The organism is Vibrio sp. 1S139 (assembly GCF_041439475.1).
Classification (GTDB): Bacteria; Pseudomonadota; Gammaproteobacteria; order Enterobacterales; family Vibrionaceae; genus Vibrio; species Vibrio crassostreae_C.
Genome location: NZ_JBGOOD010000003.1, coordinates 129416 through 152847, shown reverse-complemented (window position 1 = coordinate 152847; position 23432 = coordinate 129416). Strand labels below are relative to the sequence as shown.

The 23432-nt window shown below is 45.5% G+C and carries 20 protein-coding genes and 2 pseudogenes; 14 read left to right on the top strand and 8 right to left on the bottom strand.

The features are described from left to right. Window positions 1-7: 7 nt before the first annotated feature. The 6 genes and pseudogenes from ACED46_RS02230 to cyoE all read left to right on the top strand — a co-directional run bounded on the left by ACED46_RS02230 (window position 8) and on the right by cyoE (window position 8434). On the top strand, window positions 8-3106 hold the full coding sequence (locus ACED46_RS02230; RefSeq protein WP_371720833.1) for an efflux RND transporter permease subunit: 3099 nt from the start codon (window positions 8-10) through the stop codon (window positions 3104-3106). A gap of 754 nt (window positions 3107-3860) precedes the next feature. Beyond that, complete coding sequence (cyoA, locus tag ACED46_RS02225; protein ID WP_371720832.1) at window positions 3861-4757, top strand: ubiquinol oxidase subunit II; 897 nt, start codon at window positions 3861-3863, stop codon at window positions 4755-4757. A 5-nt stretch (window positions 4758-4762) separates the two neighbouring features. Further along, window positions 4763-6636, top strand: a pseudogene (locus ACED46_RS02220) (cbb3-type cytochrome c oxidase subunit I). Further along, window positions 6608-7243 carry a cytochrome o ubiquinol oxidase subunit III gene (cyoC, locus tag ACED46_RS02215; protein ID WP_080967339.1) on the top strand — a complete coding sequence of 212 codons (636 nt, stop codon included), beginning with the start codon at window positions 6608-6610 and terminating at the stop codon, window positions 7241-7243. The pseudogene ACED46_RS02220 and the gene cyoC overlap by 29 nt, the downstream one beginning before the upstream one ends. After that, entirely contained in the window at window positions 7243-7554 is a 312-nt protein-coding gene (gene cyoD, locus ACED46_RS02210; RefSeq protein WP_371720831.1) for a cytochrome o ubiquinol oxidase subunit IV, read from the top strand. The genes cyoC and cyoD overlap by 1 nt, the downstream gene beginning before the upstream one ends. A 7-nt stretch (window positions 7555-7561) precedes the next feature. Next, window positions 7562-8434: a heme o synthase gene (cyoE, locus tag ACED46_RS02205; RefSeq protein WP_371720830.1), complete on the top strand. Its 873-nt coding sequence runs from the start codon at window positions 7562-7564 to the stop codon at window positions 8432-8434. 96 nt (window positions 8435-8530) lie between these two features. On the opposite strand, the gene ACED46_RS02200 is transcribed toward cyoE, so the two are convergent. The 4 genes from ACED46_RS02200 to ACED46_RS02185 all read right to left on the bottom strand — a co-directional run bounded on the left by ACED46_RS02200 (window position 8531) and on the right by ACED46_RS02185 (window position 13145). Further along, entirely contained in the window at window positions 8531-9019 is a 489-nt protein-coding gene (locus ACED46_RS02200; protein WP_102321364.1) for a hypothetical protein, read from the bottom strand. Between the two features lie 220 nt (window positions 9020-9239). Continuing rightward, entirely contained in the window at window positions 9240-11216 is a 1977-nt protein-coding gene (locus tag ACED46_RS02195; RefSeq protein WP_371720829.1) for an alkyl sulfatase dimerization domain-containing protein, read from the bottom strand. Window positions 11217-11545: 329 nt separating this feature from the next. Further along, window positions 11546-12535 (bottom strand): efflux RND transporter periplasmic adaptor subunit, encoded by a 990-nt coding sequence (locus ACED46_RS02190; protein WP_012604427.1) that lies wholly within the window; start codon window positions 12533-12535, stop codon window positions 11546-11548. Beyond that, window positions 12471-13145, bottom strand: coding sequence for a magnesium transporter (locus ACED46_RS02185; protein ID WP_371720828.1), 675 nt, complete (start codon window positions 13143-13145; stop codon window positions 12471-12473). The genes ACED46_RS02190 and ACED46_RS02185 overlap by 65 nt, the downstream gene beginning before the upstream one ends. 773 nt (window positions 13146-13918) lie before the next feature. Between ACED46_RS02185 and ACED46_RS02180 the strand changes: the two genes are divergently transcribed. The 5 genes and pseudogenes from ACED46_RS02180 to ACED46_RS02160 all read left to right on the top strand — a co-directional run. Next, window positions 13919-14854, top strand: coding sequence for a LysR family transcriptional regulator (locus tag ACED46_RS02180; RefSeq protein WP_017068098.1), 936 nt, complete (start codon window positions 13919-13921; stop codon window positions 14852-14854). Between the two features lie 203 nt (window positions 14855-15057). Beyond that, window positions 15058-15435, top strand: coding sequence for a lactoylglutathione lyase (gene gloA / locus ACED46_RS02175; RefSeq protein ID WP_371720827.1), 378 nt, complete (start codon window positions 15058-15060; stop codon window positions 15433-15435). 14 nt (window positions 15436-15449) lie between these two features. Then, on the top strand, window positions 15450-16547 hold the full coding sequence (locus tag ACED46_RS02170; RefSeq protein WP_017065285.1) for an alkene reductase: 1098 nt from the start codon (window positions 15450-15452) through the stop codon (window positions 16545-16547). Window positions 16548-16657: 110 nt separating this feature from the next. Continuing rightward, the gene (locus ACED46_RS02165) at window positions 16658-17524 is read left to right on the top strand and encodes a DMT family transporter (RefSeq protein ID WP_017060207.1); all 867 of its coding nucleotides are present in this window, start codon (window positions 16658-16660) and stop codon (window positions 17522-17524) included. A gap of 42 nt (window positions 17525-17566) precedes the next feature. Further along, window positions 17567-17683, top strand: a pseudogene (locus ACED46_RS02160) (cytochrome c); the annotation flags it as partial. 130 nt (window positions 17684-17813) lie between these two features. Here ACED46_RS02160 and ACED46_RS02155 read toward each other — a convergent pair. Together ACED46_RS02155 and ACED46_RS02150 are read right to left on the bottom strand one after the other, a co-directional pair. Continuing rightward, complete coding sequence (locus ACED46_RS02155; RefSeq protein WP_017060208.1) at window positions 17814-18308, bottom strand: peptidylprolyl isomerase; 495 nt, start codon at window positions 18306-18308, stop codon at window positions 17814-17816. 123 nt (window positions 18309-18431) lie between these two features. Then, window positions 18432-19040, bottom strand: coding sequence for a TetR/AcrR family transcriptional regulator (locus ACED46_RS02150; protein ID WP_017060209.1), 609 nt, complete (start codon window positions 19038-19040; stop codon window positions 18432-18434). A 167-nt stretch (window positions 19041-19207) separates the two neighbouring features. Between ACED46_RS02150 and ACED46_RS02145 the strand changes: the two genes are divergently transcribed. Further along, the gene (locus ACED46_RS02145; protein ID WP_371720826.1) at window positions 19208-20194 is read left to right on the top strand and encodes a glycosyl transferase family protein; all 987 of its coding nucleotides are present in this window, start codon (window positions 19208-19210) and stop codon (window positions 20192-20194) included. A 98-nt stretch (window positions 20195-20292) separates the two neighbouring features. Here ACED46_RS02145 and ACED46_RS02140 read toward each other — a convergent pair whose 3' ends face one another. Continuing rightward, the gene (locus tag ACED46_RS02140) at window positions 20293-20589 is read right to left on the bottom strand and encodes a hypothetical protein (RefSeq protein ID WP_050622140.1); all 297 of its coding nucleotides are present in this window, start codon (window positions 20587-20589) and stop codon (window positions 20293-20295) included. Window positions 20590-20756: 167 nt separating this feature from the next. Next, window positions 20757-20990, bottom strand: coding sequence for a hypothetical protein (locus tag ACED46_RS02135; RefSeq protein WP_017060212.1), 234 nt, complete (start codon window positions 20988-20990; stop codon window positions 20757-20759). 302 nt (window positions 20991-21292) lie between these two features. Between ACED46_RS02135 and ACED46_RS02130 the strand changes: the two genes are divergently transcribed. After that, the gene (locus tag ACED46_RS02130; RefSeq protein WP_017060213.1) at window positions 21293-21709 is read left to right on the top strand and encodes a CBS domain-containing protein; all 417 of its coding nucleotides are present in this window, start codon (window positions 21293-21295) and stop codon (window positions 21707-21709) included. 171 nt (window positions 21710-21880) lie between these two features. Continuing rightward, window positions 21881-23344 carry an MATE family efflux transporter gene (locus ACED46_RS02125; RefSeq protein ID WP_017065289.1) on the top strand — a complete coding sequence of 488 codons (1464 nt, stop codon included), beginning with the start codon at window positions 21881-21883 and terminating at the stop codon, window positions 23342-23344. Window positions 23345-23432 lie beyond the last annotated feature (88 nt).

Genomic DNA, 23432 nt, shown 5'->3' with positions numbered 1-23432 from the left:
TAATAGTATGAAAATAATAGAGACTATTTCCAACACTCGACTGCTTATCTTGATGACCGCGCTGCTGATGGTGAGTGGTATTTCGGCGTTCATGACGTTGCCACGTGCAGAAGACCCAGTAATCATCAACCGTTACGCGAACATTACTACCAGTTTCCCCGGAGCCAGTGCCGAGCGTGTTGAAACCTTGGTAACAGAAGTTATCGAGAACAAGCTGCGCGAGCTGAGTGAAGTTAAACTCGTGAGCTCAACCTCAAGACCGGGCGTGTCTATTGTCACCTTAGAATTGAATGACACCATCACCGAGCCTGAGCCGGTTTGGTCTCAAGCTCGTGACAAACTGTCTGACATCGAATCCATTTTACCTGCGGGTTCTCATTCTCCCGATCTCGACAGTGACCATACCTATGCTTTCACAACCATCGCATCTCTAACTTGGTCTGGTGCAGGCGAGCCTGATAGGTTAACGCTGGGCCGTTATGCCAAAGAGCTCGCCAAGCGACTAAGAACTTTGTCGGGTACTGAATTCGTTGATGAATACGGGATGCCACAAGAAGAGATTCAAATCAGTTTACGTACGGCCGATGCCGCTGCTCTAGGGCGTTCAAGCGCCAATATCGCTGAATCGCTCGAAGGGGCAGACGCCAAGAACTCGGCGGGTGAACTGGTCAGTGCTTATTCTCGCTTTGGCTTAGAAATTAAATCTGAACTTGATTCCATTGAACGCATTAAGCAAGTGCCAATAGCCACTGATAGCAAAGGTCACATCATCCGTATGGAAGACATTGCTTCGGTGAAACGTGGTGAGAAAACCCCACAAGACCAGATTGCTATTGTTGATGGTGAGCCGGGTGTGATTGTCGCGGCAAGAATGCACCCTGATCTGCGAGTTGATAACTGGACGTCGCGAGCTAATGCTCTGATTGGTAAATTTGAGCAAGAGTTACCAAGTAACGTTAAGGTGACCGTGCTCTTTAATCAGCAAGGTTATACCGAAACTCGCTTAGACGATTTAGGCAAAAGCTTGATGATCGGTTTTGGTCTGATCTTGATTGTTCTGTTTGTCACTTTAGGCGTGCGTGCCGCGATCTTAGTGGCCATTTCTCTGCCGTTAACCTCATTATTGACCCTGTCGATCATGAAAATGACCGGTGTACCGATTAACCAAATGTCGGTGACAGGCCTAATTGTGGCGCTCGGTATCATGGTTGATAACGCGGTGGTGATGGTCGATACCATTCAAGCTTATCGCTTGAAAGGGCAACAGCGCGCTGAAGCGACCATGAATGCATTGAAGCATTTATGGGTGCCGTTATTAGGCTCAACCTTAACTACCGTGTTGGCGTTTGCCCCGATTATCTTGATGCCGGGTGCATCAGGTGAGTTCGTGGGGGGAATTGCGATTACCGTTTCTTTCTCATTGATCGGCTCTTACATTATCTCGCACACCTTAATCGCAGGCTTAGCGACTAAGCTACTGCCGAAACAACTCAGTGATGTCGACAAGAAAGGGCAGCACCATTGGTACATGACGGGTTTGAGAATCCCGGCTTTGACGCGCTGGTTCTCATCTTCTGTCCGCTTTGGTGTCACGCATCCAATCATCACGATTGCTTTGGTGTTGTTGGTTCCGTTTACCGGTTACTGGAGTATGTCTCAGCTGACTGAGCAATTCTTCCCGCCATCAGACCGAGACATGTTTGAGATTCAGGTTTACATGCCGCCGCAAGCGAGCATTTACGCCACTAAAAACACCTCTGAAAAAATTGACGATATCATTCATCGTTACCCTGAAGTGGAGCGTATCGATTGGCTAGTGGGCGCAAACTTCCCATCCTTCTATTACAACCTGCAAGCAAGGCAAAATAACGCGCCGTACTTCTCGCAAGCGATGGTGAAAACAGAGAACTTTGACCAAGCCAATGCGCTAATTCCACAGTTGCAAAAGGTGTTGGATGAAGAGGTGCCGGAAGCACAAATCTTGGTACGTAAGCTTAACCAAGGGCCTCCATTTACCGCGCCCGTTGAATTGCGAGTGTATGGTGAAAACCTCGATACGTTGAAAGCGATTGGTGAGGATGTGCGATTGATTTTGGCGGGTGTTCCTCATGTGACGCACACAAGGGAAACGCTGCAACCGGGTACGCCGAAGGTGTGGTTGAAGGTCGATGAAGACACCGCAAAGCTGAATGGTATTTCATTGAACCAGTTCGCAGGTATGCTGCAAACTACGTTGACAGGTCGTGAAAGTGGTTCTGTGATTGAAGGCAGTGAGTCGGTACCAATCCGTGTTCGTGTCGCGGATGATGCGCGTGAAAATCTAGCGCACTTAAGCAATATTCGTTTGCCAATCAGTTCTGATGTTTACTCGACGGGGATTAATGTTTCAACTCTGGCTGAGCTGGAATTGACGACCAGTCGCGGCGCGATTACCCGTCGTAACGGGCAGCGTGTGAATACCATTGAGGGCTACATTGAAGCGGGAGTCTTGCCTCAAACCGTGCTCAATGAATTCCAAAAACGCCTAGAAAGTTATCAGATGCCATCGGGTTACACGATTGGTTTTGGTGGTGAATCCGCTGAACGAGACAATTCAGTCAACAGCCTGATCTCGAATGTCGCCGTTGTGGTGGTATTGATGGTGTTGGTGATGGTGATGTCGTTCAACTCGTTCCGAATGAGTAGCATCATCTTCATGGTAGCAGGATTGGCTGGTGGACTAGGGCTGTTGTCGGTATGGATCTTCGGTTATCCGTTTGGCTTTACGGTGATCATCGCCATGCTCGGGATTGCGGGCTTAGCGATTAACGCTGCCATCGTGATTCTGACGGAATTGAAACTCGATGAACAAGCTTCATCCGGTAATGTCGATGCAGTCGTTGAGGCGGTGATGTCGTGTACTCGTCATATCAGCTCAACCACGATCACAACTGTTGGCGGCTTTATGCCACTGATTATTGCAGGTGGTGGTTTCTGGCCTCCGTTCGCGGTCGCGATTGTTGGCGGAACGGTATTAACCACGCTTATCTCGTTCTACTTTGTGCCGGTGGTTTATCACTTGATGACTCGAAATCAGCGAAAAACCATCGCGACTCAAGCGGCATAACTGTTTTTTAATTTAACTGCTTTTCAATTGCCCATAATCGAGCCGTATCTGGCTCGATTATGGTGTGGTTATTCTCGATAAATTCATCCCAATTCCTACCATTTTGTTGTGCTTTTCACCGCTATTACGCCCTCAATTAGTCAAATTATCCTTTCTGTTAGCCACAATATTCTTTCTGTTAGTCATTATATTCTTTCAATTCGTCACATTAGTGCATCGATGAATGCTTGATTATCTTGTTGGTGAATGAGTGGGTGTTTTGAATAATCTAACCAGTGAATACCTTGTAAATGGTATGTGAATTCACAATTTTGACGGGCGTCACACTTCTATTTATTCGCTCTTTCTAATGTACCTTGAACTTGCCCCGAGCTTTGGTGGTGAGCGAGTGTTTATCTACTTTTTCTAAATCCCTTGTCAGTACTGGTTCCATCTGTGTAGCACGCTATTGATGTGTGTCTTAATCGCTTACTGCTTCTTAGTTTTCGTCTTCATAAATGGAAGGTTAGTTTCCAAGTTTGTTTGGTGAGCTTTCAATTTCAACTCTTCATAATGCGCCAAATGTAACAATGTATTTCAAAGTGTAACAATTAAGTCATGTTTTCTGTGTGGTTTTAACCCAGCAGTAACGAACCTTATTGCATTGCTTTTTGAGATGCGGCGTTTCACATGCTCAACACATAAATATTCTAATGATCATGACAACCAGTACTCAGACGTTCGTTCTGAGGCTGGATAACCATCGAGAAAGTTAATGGAAGCTTCAAGATATAAACGCATTTTATCGAGGACAAATTTGTTGAAGATTGGTTTGCTGGGAACCGTTCTGATGCTCGAAGGATGTAACTCCGCATTGCTCGACCCAAAAGGTAGCGTTGGCGTTCAGGAAAAAGAGCTGATTATCACGGCTCTGTTGCTGATGTTGATTGTCGTCATCCCAGTGATTCTGATGACCATCTACTTTGCTTACCGATACCGCGAGAGCAATACCACGGAAGAGTATGCACCAGACTGGGCACACTCAACCAAGATCGAAGTGGTGGTATGGACGATTCCAATCATCATCATCGCGATTCTTGCCACCATCACTTGGCGAACAACACACGAACTAGAGCCTTCCAAGCCTCTGGAAAGTGATGTGCAACCTATGGTGATCGAAGTGGTCTCTCTGGACTGGAAGTGGCTGTTCATCTATCCGGAGCAAAACATTGCGACGGTTAACTATGTTGCGTTCCCGAAAGATGTACCGGTGACGTTTAAGCTGACTTCAGACAACATCATGAACGCGTTCTTTATCCCGCGTCTTGGTTCGCAGATCTACGCGATGCCGGGAATGGTGACCAAGCTGAACTTGATTGCTAACCATGAAGGTGACTTCAAAGGTTTTGCATCGAACTACAGTGGCAAAGGTTTCTCACAGATGAAATTCACTGCATCAGCGATGCCTGATCAAGTGGCATTTCTAAACTGGGTGGAAAAAGTGAAAGCAAGCCCTGATCGCATTGAAGATTGGGAGCAGTTCCGTTCATTGGCTGCGCCAAGTGTGGCTGAACCCGTCACTCTGTTCTCCAGTATCCCACCATTTTTATTCACCGATGTCGTGACCCAGCACCCTGGTTCAATGAACTGTTTGCCGGAAACCCAAGGATAATCGTCATGTTTGGAAGATTAACTCTAGACTCTATTCCCTACCACGAACCCATTATTTTGGTCACCTTAACCATGATTGCTTTGGTGGGTGCTTTAGTGGTGTACGCGGTCACTAAAGCCGGTAAGTGGCAATACCTCTGGAATGAATGGTTTACCTCTCTAGACCACAAAAAACTGGGCTTCATGTACATTGCGGTTGCGATGGTGATGTTGCATTCCCTTATCTGAATAACTTGAGCTTCTGGCTATTTGTGGTGGGTATTATCCTAACCAACATGTCGCTTGGCTTAGGTGAGTTTGGCCGTACGGGTTGGTTGGCGTATCCGCCGCTGTCTGGTATTGAGGCGAGCCCGGGAGTCGGGGTCGATTATTGGATATGGGCGCTGCAAATATCCGGAGTGGGTACTACGCTAACGGGTGTGAACTTCTTTGCGACCATTTTGCGCATGCGTACTCCCTCTATGCCAATGATGAAGATGCCAGTATTCACTTGGGCATCTCTGTGTGCCAACATCCTGATCATCATCTCTTTCCCAATCCTAACGGTAACCATCGCGCTTCTGACGTTGGATAGATACATCGGCACGCACTTCTTCACCAACGACCTTGGTGGCAACGTGATGATGTATGTGAACTTGATTTGGGCATGGGGACACCCTGAGGTGTACATCCTAATCTTGCCTATCTTCGGTGTGTTCTCTGAAGTGACTGCAACCTTCTCTCGCAAAAAACTGTTTGGTTATACCTCACTGGTATGGGCGACGGTGGCTATCACTATTTTAGCGTTTGTGGTTTGGCTGCATCACTTCTTTACCATGGGTTCAGGCGCCAATGTGAATGCCTTCTTTGGCATCGCAACCATGATTATCTCTATCCCGACCGGGGTTAAGATCTTCAACTGGCTGTTCACCATGTACAAAGGTCGTATCCGTTTCACAACACCTATGTTGTGGACAGTTGGCTTCCTTATCACCTTCACCGTTGGTGGTATGACGGGCGTGTTAATGGCAGTACCGGGTGCAGACTTCATTCTGCATAACTCAGTATTCCTGATTGCGCATTTCCACAACGTAATCATCGGTGGCGTAGTGTTCGGTTGTTTCGCTGCGATTGGTTACTGGTTCCCGAAAGCGACCGGTTTCACTTTGAACGAGCTTTGGGGCAAACGCGCGTTCTACTGCTGGATCATCGGCTTCTTGATGGCGTTCTTGCCGCTTTACGCTCTAGGTTTTATGGGCATGACGCGTCGTTTGAGCCAAGACATTAACCCTGAGTTCTTCCCACTATTGGCGGTTGCGGCTGCAGGTACGGGCGTGATTGCGATGGGTGTGGTGTGTCAGTTCGTTCAGATTTACGTGAGTGTTCGTGACCGCGACCAAAACCGAGATCTAACGGGTGACCCTTGGGGCGGACGTACATTCGAATGGGCGACATCGTCACCACCACCGTTCTATAACTTTGCAAAATTGCCTAAGGGCGATGAGATCGATTCGTTCTGGTATCAAAAGCAAAGTGGTGAGTTTGATCCAACTCAGGAAGAAGAATACGAACGTATTCACATGCCGAAGAACACACCGACAGGCATTTATGTGTCTGCATGGGCGTTGGCATTTGGCTTCGCAATGATCTGGTACATCTGGTGGCTAGCGGCTGCAAGCTTAGTAGGCATCGTGGTGACGTGTATTCAACACAGCTACAACGACGATGTGGACTACTACGTGGAAGTTGAAGAGATCAAAGCGATTGAAGCGGCTCGACGTGCACAGCTTGCAGAAGCGAAGAAACAGTCAGTGAAAGGCGACCATTCTGGTCGTGGTAACAGCGCTGACACTGATAACAACGACAAAAAAGATGACTTGGAGACGACGTATGCAAGCTAATACTCCGTCACACACTTATGATCTTGCACACTCGCATGATCATCACCACGAAGCTGCGGGGAATAAGTTGTTTGGCTTCTGGGTTTACTTGATGAGTGACTGTGTCCTGTTTGCCACGCTTTTCGCGACGTATGCCGTGCTTGAGAGTGGATCAATTGCAGGGCCGACAGGTAAAGACATCTTTGAACTGCCGTTCGTGTTTGTCGAAACCATGATGCTGCTGTTCAGTAGCATCACCTTTGGTTTTGGCATGATTGCAATGAAGCGAAAAGACGTGACCGGACTGAAGCGATGGATCAAAGTGACTTTCGTATTGGGCTTAGCCTTTATCTGTATGGAAGTGTATGAGTTCCACCACTTGATTGCAGAAGGTTATGGTCCTCAAGAGAGTGCGTTCCTTTCAGCGTTCTTTACCTTGGTTGGTACACACGGTTTGCACGTAACGTTCGGTCTTATCTGGATGGCGGTGGCGTATCACCAACTTTCAACCAAAGGCTTGAACGACAACATGTCGATGCGTTTCCAGTGCTTAAGTTTGTTCTGGCATTTCCTTGATATCGTTTGGATTTGTGTATTTACCATCGTGTACTTAATGGGGGTGATGTAATGGAACAGCATCTAGACAGCGGTGCAACGGATTACGTGAAAGGCTTTATTGCTTCACTAATTCTCACCATTATTCCGTTCTACATTGTGTGTGCACATGCGCTACCAAGTACGGAAACTTACGTGATCTTGTTCGGCTGTGCGCTGGTGCAAATCTTTGTCCACTTTAAGTACTTCTTGCACATGGAAGCGAAATCTCCCGATGGGCGTTGGAACTTGGTGTCATTGATGTTTACCGCCATTGTTGTATTGATTCTTATCGCTGGCTCGGTATGGATCATCTACAACATGAACGTCAACATGAAGTTGTAGGCTAGGTATGCTGAAAAGATATCTGTCTATCACCAAACCGGGCATCATTTTCGGCAACCTGATTTCTGTTGCGGCGGGGTTCTTCCTCGCCGCAAAAACAGAACCAGCCAATGCGATGTTGTTACTGACAACATTAGCGGGTGTGGGACTTGTGATTGCATCAGGTTGTGTGGTGAATAACATCTTTGATCGAGACATCGACCAAAAGATGAAGCGCACACAAAATCGAGAATTGGTTCAGGGCAACATCAATACGGACGTCGCGTTCGTTTATGCCTTGGTTTTACTGCTCTTAGGCACAGCGCTTCTGTTTCAGTTCGCTAATCCGATCTCTGCGGTCATGGTGTTGCTTGGCTATGTGTTTTACGTCTTTTTCTACACCATGTGGTACAAGCGTGCATCGGTGTACGGCACTTTAGTCGGCAGTATTTCGGGCGCAGTTCCGCCATTGGTGGGTTACTTGGCGGTGACTAATTACATCAGCCTTGAAGCGGTATTGTTGTTTGTGATGTTCTGTTTATGGCAAATGCCACACTCGTACGCGATCGCGATGTTCCGGATACAAGATTATCGAGATGCAGGCATTCCCGTGTTACCGGTGAAAGAGGGCGTCGACAAAGCACATAAACACATGAAAGCCTATGTGGTGGCGTTTGGCGCAGTCTCATTGGCGCTGTTCCTACTCGGAGACGCAGGTTATGAATACCTAGCTGTGTCGGCGGCAGTCTGTTTTATGTGGACTAAAGTGACGTTTCGTAAGGTTGATTGCCTCAACTACCTCCAGTGGTCAAAGACCGTCTTCAAGGTCTCTCTGCTGGTGGTAATGAGCATCAGTGGTGTGCTGGGGCTGGAGTTGATTCCGTTGCCTACGCTTTTTTGACTTAAGTTTGTCGTTGAACCCTCAATGTTCTGAAGTCCGAGGGTTTGACGACCTTTTATCTGTTCCGCTTTATTTTATCTGTTCTGCTTTAAGCTATTACCCTTCAAAAATATCACCAAGCCAATCTTCAAGCTGTTCTCGTTTATCTTGTGGGCCGTTGATGATCACTAAGCCGTTTAGTATCGCGTGATCCCAAGAGATGGTGCCAGTTGCTAGCGCATCGAACACATCGAGTTCCGTAATCAGTAAGAGATCTTCCTCGGTAGGCAAAGTATCTCTGCCTGACACATCGACACCTTTCTCAAACTTCACTTGGCTGTAATGACCTTTAATTGCTTCGAATAAATTGAACTCAATTTTGCTTGGGTGGGGTTTTGAAAGCGCAGCTTTGATGGCAAAGAGTCGAAAGTGATCTGGCTTATTGAGGTTGTTGAATTCATTGTCTTGTCTGGCTGTGATGACGTTGCCAAACACCTCTAGTGAACCGGGCTCTGTCACCAAACTAAACCCGGTATCTTGGTGAAGGCCACAGGCAAACGTGAGTGAAGAGGTGAGTGAAAGAATCAAAGCAAATCGTTTTAACATAATGGTTATCGAGACCTGTAAAAGGATTAAGAATCTGACGGCAGCAGCCGAACCTGACGATAAAAAAGGGACCACAAAGGGTCCCTGTATTTGTTTGTCGTCCATGTAACGGTCAGCGAATCGATTGATAGCTATTTAGCGAGATTGTTTGCTAAGTAGCTTTCGTCAAAGAGCCATCGTCGAAGATCTATCGCCAAAGAGTGACCGTTCGAGCTCGCTATTAGCGAACGATGAGCATGATCTCTTCTGGAGTCATTGCCTTATCGAAGTAGCTCATGAATTGACCGAAGCCTTTGATGTCGCCATTCGAGAACGTGAATGCACCAGACTGTAGGTTGGTACCAATCACTTGTTGAGCGTTTGGACCTGCAATCAAGATTTGGTTCAATACTGCACGAGTGGTGTCGATTTGAACGTCTGCGCCTTTCACTGCTTCTTCGTGTAACTGAGCAATACCGTTGCGAATTTCGATAGTGAATGCTTCGTTCGTATCAGAGAAGTTGTACGTTAGCATCATGTTCACGTCTAACGAGTTTTCTGCGATAAGCGTTGAAGTCATCATGTCGAAGATCTGCTTGCTTGGTAGTGCAGTAAGAACGTCAACAGAAGCGAAGCTGATCATGTTAGAGAAGTCACGTTTGTTCTCTAGTTCAGCCGCCGCGTTGAGCGCCCAGTTACGCCAGTTGATGTTCACTTGGTCTGCAGCCCATGCTTTGTAAGCTTGTGCTTTCATCTCACGAGCTTCCATATCTTGCTTGTTTACCGTGATTGGGTAAGAAAGAATTTCTGCTGCAAATGTGTAGTTCTCAGCCTTAATTGCTGCTTGTGCAGTCGTAAGGATGTTGTCACGACCGCCCATGATCTCTACGAATGCTTTAGCGCGTTGCTCGTAAGCCATTGGCTCTAGCTGCCATGGATCCGCTTCGAAGAAACCGTTGTAACCTACGTAAATCTGACGCACGGCGTGTGCAACAGTACCGTAGTGTTCACCTAACCAAGGGTGTTCTGCAAGGTGCTTAGGAAGTTTAACTACTTCAACTAGCTCGTCTGGCGTCATACCTTTGTTCATGTAACGGATAGTTTGATCATGAGTGTATTGAATCGCATCACGGTAAGCCGTTAGTACGTCAGCTACTGCTTCTTTACCTTCAACAGGACGACCGTGAGAGTTAATCATGATCTCAGTGTCGAACTTACGCATTACGTCGATGCCCTTGAACCACATTGATGGGTCACGGAATTTAGTACCACGGATGGTGTGAAGGTTAGGGAAGTTCTCACCTTGAAGTACTTCAGCCGCGTGCAGGATTTTCTGGTCTGGGAAGTAAACCACTAACTCATCTTTAGTTTCAGATGGCACGTTCTCGATGTGCATTTTCACGCCAGAAATTTCGATTTCGATGTGGCTTTGGCTTGGTACAAGCAGGTTTGGTTCGATGAACGAGATAGCACCTTGCATGAAGCGTGGACCAAGGCCGTCGTTTACTGTGCCGTGCTCGCCTTCTTCTACGTGCTTAGCACCTGTGTAAGAAGTACGGTGACCAAATAGAGTACCTAGGTTTGAAGACCAGTTAGCCACTGCAGCGGTTAGGCCTTCTTCAGCGATGATTTTTACTTCACCTGATGCCACTTCTTCGTCAGTCACCCACGCACGCACACCAGAGATGTGGTCGATGTGGTTGTGAGAATAAATGATTGCTTTAACCGGCTTGTCGGTGATTTGACGGAATTGCTCTTTAACCGATTGAGCCATTTCTACCGACTCGCCTGGATCAACAATGATGATGCCGTCCGTACCTTCAATCATGACGGGTGTATCTAGACCGAAACCGTAACCAAGATATACGTTGTCATCTACTTTGATGATTGCTTGGTCCATTTTACGACCATGCTTGGTGAGGATTGGGTGAACATGGTCAGACTCAGCAGTGTAAGCTAGAGAATCGCCTGTTTTAGAAACAACTTGAATACGTTCGCCTTTTCCCCAGAACATGTTTGATTTGTGTTCGAATAGAACCTCGCTCTTGTAGCGAGCATCAAGATCAATGTTTTGGTATTGCGCAGCATTTGATGTCTGAAGTTCTTGGCCTATTTTCGATGTCGCTTCTACAGTTGGCGTTGCAGATGCAAAACCAGAAGCAAGTAGAGTGCTCGCAATAGCAACAGGAAGCGCCATTTTTTTGAATGTATTAGTCATGGTAGTGACCTTATATTTGGATACAGGAATTGGATTTCTTGAGCCAAATGATAGAGGTGGGGGAGGTCGCTATCTACGCGCTAATAATATTTCAATCTATCGTTTTTTCGATGATTTGTTTGATAAACGATTGTATTGGCGATTAATTTTGATCTAAATCAATTAGTAAATGAGCTTGCAACAGATACAAAAATGCCCTGAAATTCAGGGCATTTGTTTTACAATTAGTCGCTAGTTCATGAGTGGCTGTGATACGAGTGAATAACAGCCAAATCATTGAATATTTAATTGCTTATCAAGAGCTAATCGTTTACCAAGAGCTTAATTGTTTACCAAGCACCTAGGTATGACTTGTATGATTGTAGGCGAACGGTTGCTGCGCCAATAACATCAATGAAGCCCCAGAAAGGATGTGGTTTTTCTGCTGAAATCCAAGCCGCGCCAGTTGAACCAATAGGGATGTTGTAACCTTCTGGTTCGATGATCTCAAGTACGATAGTACGACCTAAACCATTACCGTTTCTGACCACGTGTTGACCGACGCTTTGTGGCCCCTGAAGTGGAGAAATACTCGACTCTCCCGTACCGGCATTAAAGCTGTGTACTTTTGCTCGGAACACGTGGCCTGGGTATGCATCAACGAAGAACTCAGCGAAGTCTCCTACTTGAACATAGCCATAAGTTTGGTCTGAAATACGCATCTCAAGAAACTTTTTGCTGGTGTTGTAGAGGTGCATGTTACCCATGACAGAACCTTCAGCAATATTCACTATCGATACCTGACCATCAAACTCAGCTCTAATGGTCTTTTTCTCTTGCGCCCAATTTACTTTTTGTAAATCGGCTTTTAACGACACCAGTTCAGCATGCAGCACTCGAAGATCAGAGTCGTACTTTTCTACGTCACGCATATTGAAAATTTCAGGTGACGTTTCAGCACGCTCTAAGTCGCGATTCATTTGCTTGATCTCTTCTTCTTTCTGAACAATTGAAGATTCGATCTTTGCTTTGTCTGCGGCTGAGTCAATGTCGACGAGTGTGTAAATTACGTCGCCTTCTTTAACCATTTGGTTGTGTTCAACAAGCACTTGGTCGATCTGCTGGCCAAAGATCGGTGACATTACCGCGTGTGGTGCTTTCACTGTGGTTGAGTTGGTTAGATCAACGGGTGCCCACAAGCGAGAGATAACCGCTAATACCGCAAGAATCGTTACGCCGCCAATGGCAGCCCATGTGTAGTTCTTGAAGTTCTTCTTAAGTGCGCCTGTCGCAAACAGTGACCATACAATTAGGATGTATGGAATCATCATCTCTTTCATTATGCGACCTCTTTTCTGTAGCGGATGGTGTTGTTGGAGTCTTTTCTTCTGAAGCCTGTTCTTTTGAAGATTGCTCTACTGAAGACGGCTCTGTTACCGGTTGTTCAGGTGATACGTGGACTGCGGCTGTCTCTGTATTGGTCGCGTCTTGTTTAGGCTGAACACCACGGCGAATCACATCACTCAGTGATTGACCAATATGTTTCCAGTTCGCCAATGCGATAACCAATGCGATAACCCAGAATGTTTTGCTGATGAAGAGTCCGCAAAGTGACAGTGCAAACACGATTTGAACGTGAGCGCTTTTGTGCTCTTTTGCTTTATGCACACCCAGTTCATGCAACTGCCACATGCCGTAAACACCGGCTAAAACCACAGCAATGGTCACTGAGAACAAGTAACCAGAGAAGGACTCCATCTGGAAGAAGTTCATCATCATTTCATTGGGATGATTGTTGAATTGAGACATGTCGATGTCTTTAGAATGGATTGTGCCTAATGGTGCAAGAGCCCATGCTCCAGCAAACATCACTGCCATAAACAGGCAGAATTTAATCAAGACCATCACAACGGCCCAGATTTTCTGGAAAACGATTTTAATAAAGTTCATATCTCAACCTAAATAAGGAGAGAGAAAGTGCAGCCTTGGTACAAGACTTTTAGAAGACATCTGAAAGAGGTGTTGAACTCACGTAACCGTATAGACCTACTGAGTCAAAAGTACTAGATGACAATTAAAAATCGCTTTGACCACGTAGACAACGCATTCTCGCGAATAGAGTGTTAAAAACACCTGGCGAAATCATTCTTAAGTAACGTCTACCATTGATAGGTTCGTTTGCTGCATTGGGTTTTAAGGCCGTCTTCCGTGATGTGTGCAACACCATCATCTACACATTTTTAGGTTTTCTGTTTAGGTTAAGAATTGATTTGTTGGCGAAATAATAGGAAGTGTAACTGGTGCTATCTACGCATTATTGCGATATTGAATTATCGTAATTACGATGAATTGAGTGGTTGCTTAAACGTGAGGTGGGTTTATTTGAACAGGCTCAAACTCGGCTTATAAAATATGTCTATTTAATTAGCCTGGATCATAGAAGTGGCTATAAAAGTATCAATAAGGCAGGACGGAAATATTGAATACTCCGACCAGTCTAGGGTGAGTTTGGGTGAATTAAGCGTTACTGGCACAGCGAAGAGATTTAGATTCCAATCTGGCGAATGTGGCAGCTATTCGAAAGAGTGAGTTGTTCTGACATTTTTGCTCTTTACCATATGATGCTTCCTTCTCAGTTTTGTTTTCTCAATGAGCATCCGTTGTTTCATTCTATCGCTTTTACGATAAGATAATTAAATCTATCGCCAAATGAGCACTGAATCATGAGTAATGACATTCCGAATTTTAACTTATTGGCTGTGTTTTCAGCGGTGATGGAGCAGGGCAGTTTGAGTAAGGCTGCCGATCATTTGAATACCAATCAATCGACGATCAGCACTGCGCTCGGCCGACTGAAAAATGAAATTGGCCAAGAGTTGTTTGTGCGCAGTGGGCGAGGGGTTGTGCCTACTGCTTACTCGCAAAGCTTGTATGAGCAAATCAAAGCGCCAATACACGAGCTCAACGGCGTGTTTCAAGGTATGGCTGGGTTTGATGAAGCGAGTACAGAGCGCAGGTTTGTGGCTTCGGTTCCCGAACATTTAAAGTGGATGTTGCTCGATCGATTTTCTCAGTTATCTAACCAAGGCTTATCTCTTGAGGTGTATGACCAACCAGATAGTGATGATCAAGTCCATGAGGATCTATTAACTCAGAAGTTTGATTTGATGATCGACATTGTGTTGCCTGAGCATTCAAGCATGATGAGCGAAAAGCTCTACGACAGTGAGTTTGTGATTGTTTGCCGAAATGGGCACCCTAGGATCAAAGGTGAGATCACCGAGGCGCAATATCTCAGTGAGCAACATGCGGTTTTAGCCAGAACACGTCGCCAAGTAAGAAGTTTGACTCACTACACTTCGTTAGACTTATCCTCGCGTAAAATTGTAATTCACGGCAGCTCTATGGCCAGTAACCTAATGCTGTGTAGCCAGACTGATTACATCACTGTTGTGCCGCTTTCTATGGCGAACCAGTATCAGGAACGTCTTGGGTTACAGTTGTTCAAACCGCCTTTCGATTATCAGCCTATCTCTCATTACCTCATTTGGTTGAAAAAACAGAACACCGATCCGGCACATAAGTGGTTGAGAGAGCAGATCATCAATACGACTAATGACATGTCTAAATCACTAAACAGTTGGCGCTCCGCTTTCTGATCGTCGCCCTATCTTTTGTTTGCCAAATATCTTCTTAACAAATCACTTGTATTAAGTGAGTTATAATAAAAAATTATCACAATGAGAATTTATGATAATTTCATTTATTTGCTGTCAGCTCGTATATTAACCCTAACAAAGAAGTGGGTAACCTCCACTCACGATTATATCGGCTCAGGTTGCTGGGCTAAAAAGGGCGAAATATGAAATTCCTACACACAATGATCCGAGTTACTGATTTAGACAAGTCTATCGAGTTCTACACCAGGGTATTGGGAATGAAGGAACTTGAACGCCACGAAAACAAAGAGTACCGCTACACATTGGTTTTTGTTGGCTATGAGCAAGGCGGCACGACTATCGAGCTAACGTACAACTGGGATACGAATGAGTACGAGATGGGCAGCGCGTTTGGTCATCTGGCATTGGGTGTAGAAGATATTTACGCAGCATGTGACAAAATCAAATCGCTAGGTGGCAACGTCACTCGCGAAGCGGGTCCAGTGAAAGGCGGCTCAACTCATATCGCTTTTATTACTGACCCAGACGGCTACCAAATCGAACTGATTCAACTAGGTTAATCGAGGATATAACAATGACAAACGCACTATTTCAACCAATTCAACTTGGTAATATCGAGCTTAAAAACCGTATTGTTATGCCACCGATGACGCGTTCTCGCGCAACGCAACCTGGTAATTCAGCAAACGATATGATGGCGGCTTACTACGCTCAGCGTGCTTCTGCAGGTTTGATTATTGCTGAAGGCACACAAATTTCACCTATGGGTCAAGGCTATGCTTGGACTCCGGGTATCTATTCTGATGAGCAGATCGCTGGTTGGAAAAAAGTGACTGATGCCGTACATGAAAAAGAGGGCGTTATCTTCGCTCAACTTTGGCATGTAGGCCGTGTAACACACCCAGACAACATTGGTGGTGAACAGCCAATCTCGTCTTCTGCACTTAAAGCACAAAACGTAAAGGTATTCATCGATAACGGTACTGATGAACCGGGCTTTGTTGATGTGGTTGAACCTCGTGAAATGACGAAACAAGACATCAAAGAGGTGGTTGAACAGTATCGCCAAGCGGCTTTGAATGCGGTTGAAGCAGGCTTTGATGGTATCGAACTTCACGCAGCGAATGGTTACTTAATCAACCAATTCATCGATTCTGAAGCAAACAACCGCACTGACGAATACGGTGGTTCAATTGAAAACCGTTTACGTTTCCTAGGCGAAGTGGTTGAAGCTATGGTTGAAGCGATTGGTGCTGACCGTGTTGGTGTACGCCTTGCTCCGTTCACATCGTTGAATGGTACGGTTGACGCTACACCAGTAGAGACTTACACAGCGGCGGCAGCACTACTTAACCTATACAAAATTGTTTACCTACACATTGCAGAAGTTGATTGGGACGATGCACCTGAAACGCCAAAAGCATTTAAAGCAGCAGTTCGTGAAGCCTACGAGGGTGTCCTTATTTATGCGGGTAAATACGATAGCGAGCGTGGCGAAAAAGCCGTTGCTGAAGGCGTAACTGACATGGTTGGTTTTGGTCGTCCATTCGTTGCGAACCCAGATTTACCAGCTCGTATTCAAAATGGTTACCCACTTGCAGCGCACGATCCAAACACATTGTTCGGTGGTGCTGAAAAAGGTTTAACGGATTACCCAGAATACGCAGGCTAAAAACAGCTGCCTGAAGCAGAGTATTGAGATAGTATCTCGATCCTGTTGAATGTTTATAAAAAGCAACCTTGCAGAGTCGGGTTGCTTTTTTTGTTATTGGACTAAGTAAAATGATGAACGTGAAAGCGATGCGCGGAGAGCTTTACCTTCTATTTGCCACCCTGCTAGCTGGGGTGGGATGGATTGCATCTAAGCTGGTGGTATTAGAAATGCCTGGGCCAGTGTTCATTGGTGTGCGATTCCTCGTCGCGAGTCTTATTCTTCTGCCATTTTGTATTCACCATATTCGTAAGCTTTCGTTTAAGCAGATTCTGTCTCTTTGCGGCGTGGGTTTGTTGTTGTCTGCCTCATTGCAGGTATGGGTGTTTGCAGTTTCGGTGACTGAAAGCTTGTCGGAAGGGGCATTCATCATGAGCTTAGCCATGATCATTGCACCGTTTGTGTCTTGGATTTTGTTTCGAGTTAAGCCTAATCGCGCGTTTTGGATGTCTTTCCCGATCGCGATTATTGGCATGCTGTTGCTGACTTTGGGTAACGGCTGGCATGTTGAGCAGAGTCAGATTTATTTCTTACTAGCATCGATGTTGTTGTCTGTTCACTTTGTGATGAACAAGCGTGTGATTACCAATATCAAGCCTATCGCATCAATCTGTGTGCAACTGTTTGTGGTGGGTGTGAGTGGTTTAGCCTTTGCTTCTATGACAGCTCAGCCGGAGTTCGAAATCACCAAAACCTTAGTCTTCTGGTTTATTGTCTCTGCGGTGATCGCAACGTCTATTCGTTACTTGCTACAAACGGTCGGTCAGCACTCCGTGAACATGGAAGTGGCGGCATTGATCATGATTCTTGAGCCTGTGTGGACGCTGCTGTTAAGTGTGAGTGTGCTTGGCGAAAGTGTAGAGATGCAGAAGTTGCTCGGTGGGGCGGTGATCATTGCTTCACTATTTTGCTATATCAAATGGTCGAGACGAAAATAAAACACTCGGCGCAAGGCCGAGTGTGGGTTGTTCTTCAAGTGCTTTTCTGAGCTTTATCAGGCGAGTGTTGAACAAGACTTGTCGAGTGCAGAGCAAGGGTTAAATTCTGCGAATAAGACGTGCAAAGGGTGTCACCGTACTTATCGTTCTCGCTGGTAACTATTCTAACAACGAGCTTTGAATACAGGTGGTAAAGTCGAACCCTTACCACCATAGTCCTATCGCACAGCCTTCTTTTCTTTATGCCATCAATTCGAATGCACTAGGGGCGGGAAAGGACGTGAATGAATTAGTCGCGAATAGTGACTTTTGTAATCACAATATCTTCGCAAGGCACATCTTCGTGTCCCCAGCGAATGGTTGTTGGTGCTTTCGCAATTTTGTTTACCACATCCATACCTGCTGAAACCTTACCGAATACCGCGTAACCCCAGCCAGCATTGGTTGTTGAGGTGTGATCTAGGAAATCGTTGTCATCAAGGTTGATGAAGAACTGCGCCGTTGCAGAATGTGGTGCATCAGTCCGAGCCATTGCCACAGAACCAATCACATTCTTCAAGCCACGGTTTGCTTCGTTGACGATTGGGGCACGAGTTGGTTTTTCTGTCATGTCGATAGTGTGACCACCACCTTGAATCATGAAACCTTCAATAACACGGTGAAATGTCGTGCCTTCGTAGAAACCGTCTTGGCAGTATTTAAGGAAGTTTTTCGACGTTACTGGCGCTTTTTCAAGGTTCAGTTCAATCTCGATATCGCCAAAGTTGGTGGTGAAAGTAATCATAGGGTTACCTAAAGTTGAAGTTTTACTGAGTCGTAATGACGAAAGTGGGTTGCAGTATAGGGAAAATAACAGCAGATACTAGTGATGGTTTTATTGTGGTTGAATTCTCATCAACCACCAAAATCACGCCTGATATTGTTTAAGGAACATCTCGACACTTGAAGTAATGATCACTTGTTTGTGCGCAGCATCCGGTGACGGCACATGACCAATGATTTGCGGCCAAAACGCAAAAGACTTAAGCAGACCAATGAACTGCGTGGAGGCGAATTGTGGGTCTAGTTCTACTAAACGACCGTCTGCCAACGCGGCTTTAACCCAGGTTGTAAGTCCACTTTCTGCTTGGGAATATTTTTCCATCGCTTGATGCGCCAGTTCGGCGTTATGGAAATACTCTGAGAACAACACGCGTGACAGGTCGATGAAGCCTTCAGACTCAAGTAACTCAAGCTCTTGATTGGCTATCGACGAAAGCTGTTCTTCAAGTGGCAGTTCTGCTTGATAAGGGAAATGCGTCGCGGCCAGAGTTTTGCTCCAAATGCTGTCCAGAATCTCATCTAAAAGCAGCTCTTTGCTGGCAAAGTGATTGTATACGGTTCGCTTTGATACTTCTGCGCGGCTCGATATTTTATCCATGCTGGTGGCCTTGTAGCCATGCTCAGTAAACTCTGCGATAGCAGCGGCAACGATCGATTCACGTTTTCTTTGGCTCAGCGTTTTTTTTACAGTCATCGGGATACTACTCAATATGTCGCGGTTAGCATTACATACGCTAATTTTACACCAGTAAGTTTACTTTTAGAACACCAATCCGCGTATTGGTAATTCGGTCGATAGCAACTGAATCGCTTTGCAATGCACTGTGGGTATCATAGAATCGAAAGTGTATTCGAATTTTATTGATATCAACGGAAGAGAATAAACAATCAATGAGTAGTATTTTAGAGTGTATTCGTACAGTTGGACGAGGAGAAAGAGGGCGTAAGCCTTTATCGTTCGAACAAGCCTACCGCATCATGGATGAGTATTTAAGCGGAGAAGTCGGTGACGACCAAATGGCTATGCTACTGATGCTGATTCGTGTGCAGAATGAAACCAATGAAGAGATCGCTGGCTTTGTAAAAGCGTTTCAATCTCGAGTGCCAGATTTAGGCGCCGATATTGATTGGCCGTGTTACGCGGGTAAACGTAACGATAACGCCAGTGGCAAGCCTTGGAACTTGTTGGCAGCAAAAATACTCGCTGACAATGGTTATAAAGTGTTAATGCATGGCTATATGGATAAGCTGAGCGGTAGGACGCACGTTGAAAGCCATTTGCAAGATGTCAGTGTGCAAAGTGCTGAGAACCCTGAACATGCTAAGTCGATTCTTGAACAAGACGGCATTGCTTATTTACCGCTAGCTAACTTTGCGCCCGAAGCACAAACCATGATTGGTTGGAAACACCGCTACGGTTTGAGAACACCAATTAACACGGTAGTTCGAGCATTGAATCCTGGTGGTGGCCGTTTAGGTCTGCGTGGCAGTTTCCATCCTGGCTTCCCACAACTTCATGCGGAAGTTGAGCATGTTATTGGCAATAAATCCCACTCGGTGATTTCATTCAAAGGGATGAACGGTGAGTCGGAATATAATCCTAAAGTTAGCCAAACGGTGTGGATGAGCTCTCCTGACAAAGTCGAATCGTTCTACTGGGAAGAGATGATGAACCTAGAGCTGCCACTTCCTAGTCAATGTGTACTTGGCACATCGGCTGAAGAGATGGCGCTAATGGCGAATACCGTTGTCGACAGCATGACAGCTATTCTCTTTGCAGAAACGCACGATAAAACTGAGGCATACCAGAAAGCGGTGCGCCTGTGGCATGAGTATTGTGCGCGTTAGATGGTGGTTTGTAATCAATGAGAGAAGGTCAGCGAGCGCTGGCCTTTTTTATGCTTAATTTCTAGTAATGGCTTTTCGTACGTGCCCAAACAATAGAGCTACTTCACTCGCATCAAGCGATGCATTTTGTCTTCGAACTGAATCTCAATCACCTGTGAGATTTTCATCTTATCAACACGATCAAGCATTCTTGCTTGGTAATCACGTTTTTTCATCCACTCTAGCGGTTCTTTAAAGCCATCTTCATTAATCACAAACGACTGATCGGTAATAGAGTCTTCAAAGATATGAACCACCCAAATGCGTGATTGGAAATCCAATAACTCACTAAAGTAGCTTTTTAACTTAGATAAGGAATTCGTTAGATACGTTTTAGGTGAGGTTTGAGAAGACATAGTAAACCGTATTGGGACAATGAAAATCGGCAATGGCGCCGTATGATCATTATAGCCTTTACCCGTTAGGCTTGTCAGGTCGAATTCGGCAGCCATTCACGGCTATTGCGCTTGCTAATGCTACTATGGCTGCCAGTTAGAGATTAACCAAATCAGTGTCGGATTCACTATTTAACGAATAGGCCGAAGTCGATCTCTTGTTCTCTTTGATATTTCACCAGCTTCACTTTTAGGTCGTGTTTTGCTGCTAAATCAATGGCTAAGCATGACATGCGTTTTATCTCATCAACGCAGCTTGATATCAGCGGTTTTTCTTGATTATCGATAGTGGCGATGAGTGTGTTTTCTGTGCCGTCGTTACCTGCGTAAATATACGCGTACATGTTGTTGTCGTGTTGCATAAACTTCCTAAAACGGGATTTCTAATTATTAGTGAGGTGAAGATTACAGGGTTTATTTACGCAGGCTAGCTCGGCTAAGTAAGGTTAAGCAAGGGAAAGTAAGGCTTTGTAAGGGCTCTTTTTTTTCTTTTTTCTGGCGTTCGAAAACGTGCTCAACCCTTTGTTTGTCTCACTTTTTTGTCTTGTTAGGTTTTGCCTATCAATAAAATTGTTGAAATCCATTTAGTAAAATCAAGATTTTAGACAACAATTAACTTAACAAGATAGAAAATATATGACGCAAAGTATTTAGGGAGAACGCAATGCATTCTATTAAAGTGAAAGATTACATGACGCAGCAGGTTGTGACATTTACTCCTGATATGCCGTTAAGTCTAGCGTTAGACAAAGTGATGCGTAGCCACCATATGGGTGGGCCCGTAATCGATGATAACGAACAAGTGATTGGCTTCCTTTCAGAGCAGGATTTACTCGAGAAACTTGTGAAGGTCAGTTACTTCTGCCAAGACACACACCTTGTGGGTGACTGTATGTACCAAGAAGTGCTGTCGGTGTCACCTGACTTATCCATTATTGAATTGGCGGACATGATGCAGGTTGGAAAACCTAAAGCATACCCTGTGATCGATAATCGAAAACTGGTGGGTATTATCACCAGAACTGATGTTTTGAGAGCAATTGGCAAGAACTTGGAAGAATGCTTCAAACATCAGGTATAGTAGCGTGTTAAGAACGATTATTTTTCTCAATACTCTCAATTGAAAAAAGGCGCACTAGCGCCTTTTTTCTGTATAGCGCTTTTCTTGGTCGATCCTTTCTTTTTGGATCCCTAGCCAGTTGAACAGTTGATTAGGCTTTAGCTCTTGGGTATTCCAACTTTTGGAGGTTTCATGTCAAATCAAACGGCAAAGTTTGTTGAAGGTTCAACGATGCGCCACATATTGGTGATGTCGGGGGCTGGCTCTGTCGGTTTGATGGCGTTATTTGTGGTCGATCTGCTCGACATGCTGTTTATCAGTATGCTCGGACAGGTTGAATTGGCTGCTGCGGTAGGCTTTGCAGGTACGCTGACTTTCTTTTCTACCTCCGTTTCTATCGGTACTTCCATTGCCATGGGCGCATTAGTGTCCAAAGCCATCGGCTCCAAGAATCAAGAGCACGCTCGAAATCTAAGCACCAGTATCATGCTGACTGCGTTTGTTATCAGTTCAACCATAACTGCAATCATGTTCGCTTATATTCCAGAGCTGCTAGCCGCGATAGGCGCCAAAGGCATTGCAGCCGAACGCGCTCAAGCTTACCTACAGATTTTGCTACCTAGTGGTCCATTTTTGGCGTTAGCGATGGCAGCGGGTGCGGGCTTAAGAGCGGCAGGTGATGCTAAGCGTTCGATGTGGGCAACTTTGTCTGGCGGCATTGTTAACGCGATTCTCGATCCTCTGTTTATTTTTGGTTTTGGTTGGAACATCGAAGGGGCGGCTATCGCTTCGGTTGTCGCTCGTTTCTCGGTGCTATTCTTTTCGCTTTATCCTCTTATTCGCAGCCATCAGCTGGTAGCTCCGCCTTCTTTTGTGCAATGGCGCATTAATATTCGACCAATATTGGCGATTGCGCTGCCTGCGATTATCACCAATACCGCAACGCCTATCGGTAATGCGATTGTAACAACGGGTATCGCACAATATGGTGAGGATTTTGTCGCGGGCTTTGCCGTGATAGGTCGTCTGACGCCAGTTTGTTTTGCGGTTATCTTTGCCTTGTCTGGCGCTGTGGGGCCAATCATTGGTCAGAACTTTGGTGCTGAACGCATGGACCGAGTAAAAGAAACACTCAATAACTCATTGCTGGTTACTACGGCATACACCATCGCTGTTTGTATTCTGTTGTACTTCGTTCAAGGTTATGTCATTCAAGGCTTTAGCTTACAAGGTGATGCAGCAATCATTGTGGCGGCTTTCTGTACCTATGTGGCGTTAACCTTCACCTTTAACGGTGCACTATTTGTTGCCAACACGTCTTTCAACAACCTAGGTAAACCGCTTTACTCGACAGCATTGAATTTGGGTAAAGCGACGTTAGGTACTCTGCCGTTCGTATATCTAGGTTCGCAATGGTATGGCGCTTTGGGTGTTCTCTATGGTCAAGCTTTGGGTAATGTTTTGTTCGGAATTTTAGGTATCTTGGTGCTTCGACATCATATCGCTGAACTGATGCAAGGATCTCAAGTTGATCCAGTGGAAGATGATGTGTCGATTGTCAGCTTGAACACTCAGCCATTCTGTTCACACGATGCGGTTCTTATTGATGATGTATCCGCTAACCGTGAAGAGTGTGCGGAGCTTAAATCTCAGTAAGCCATCGGCGCTGGCATAATATTTTTGTTTTCTTGAAAACTTCTTCTTGACCTTGGAGTAGCCTCCAAGGTTTATACTTTTGATGAAC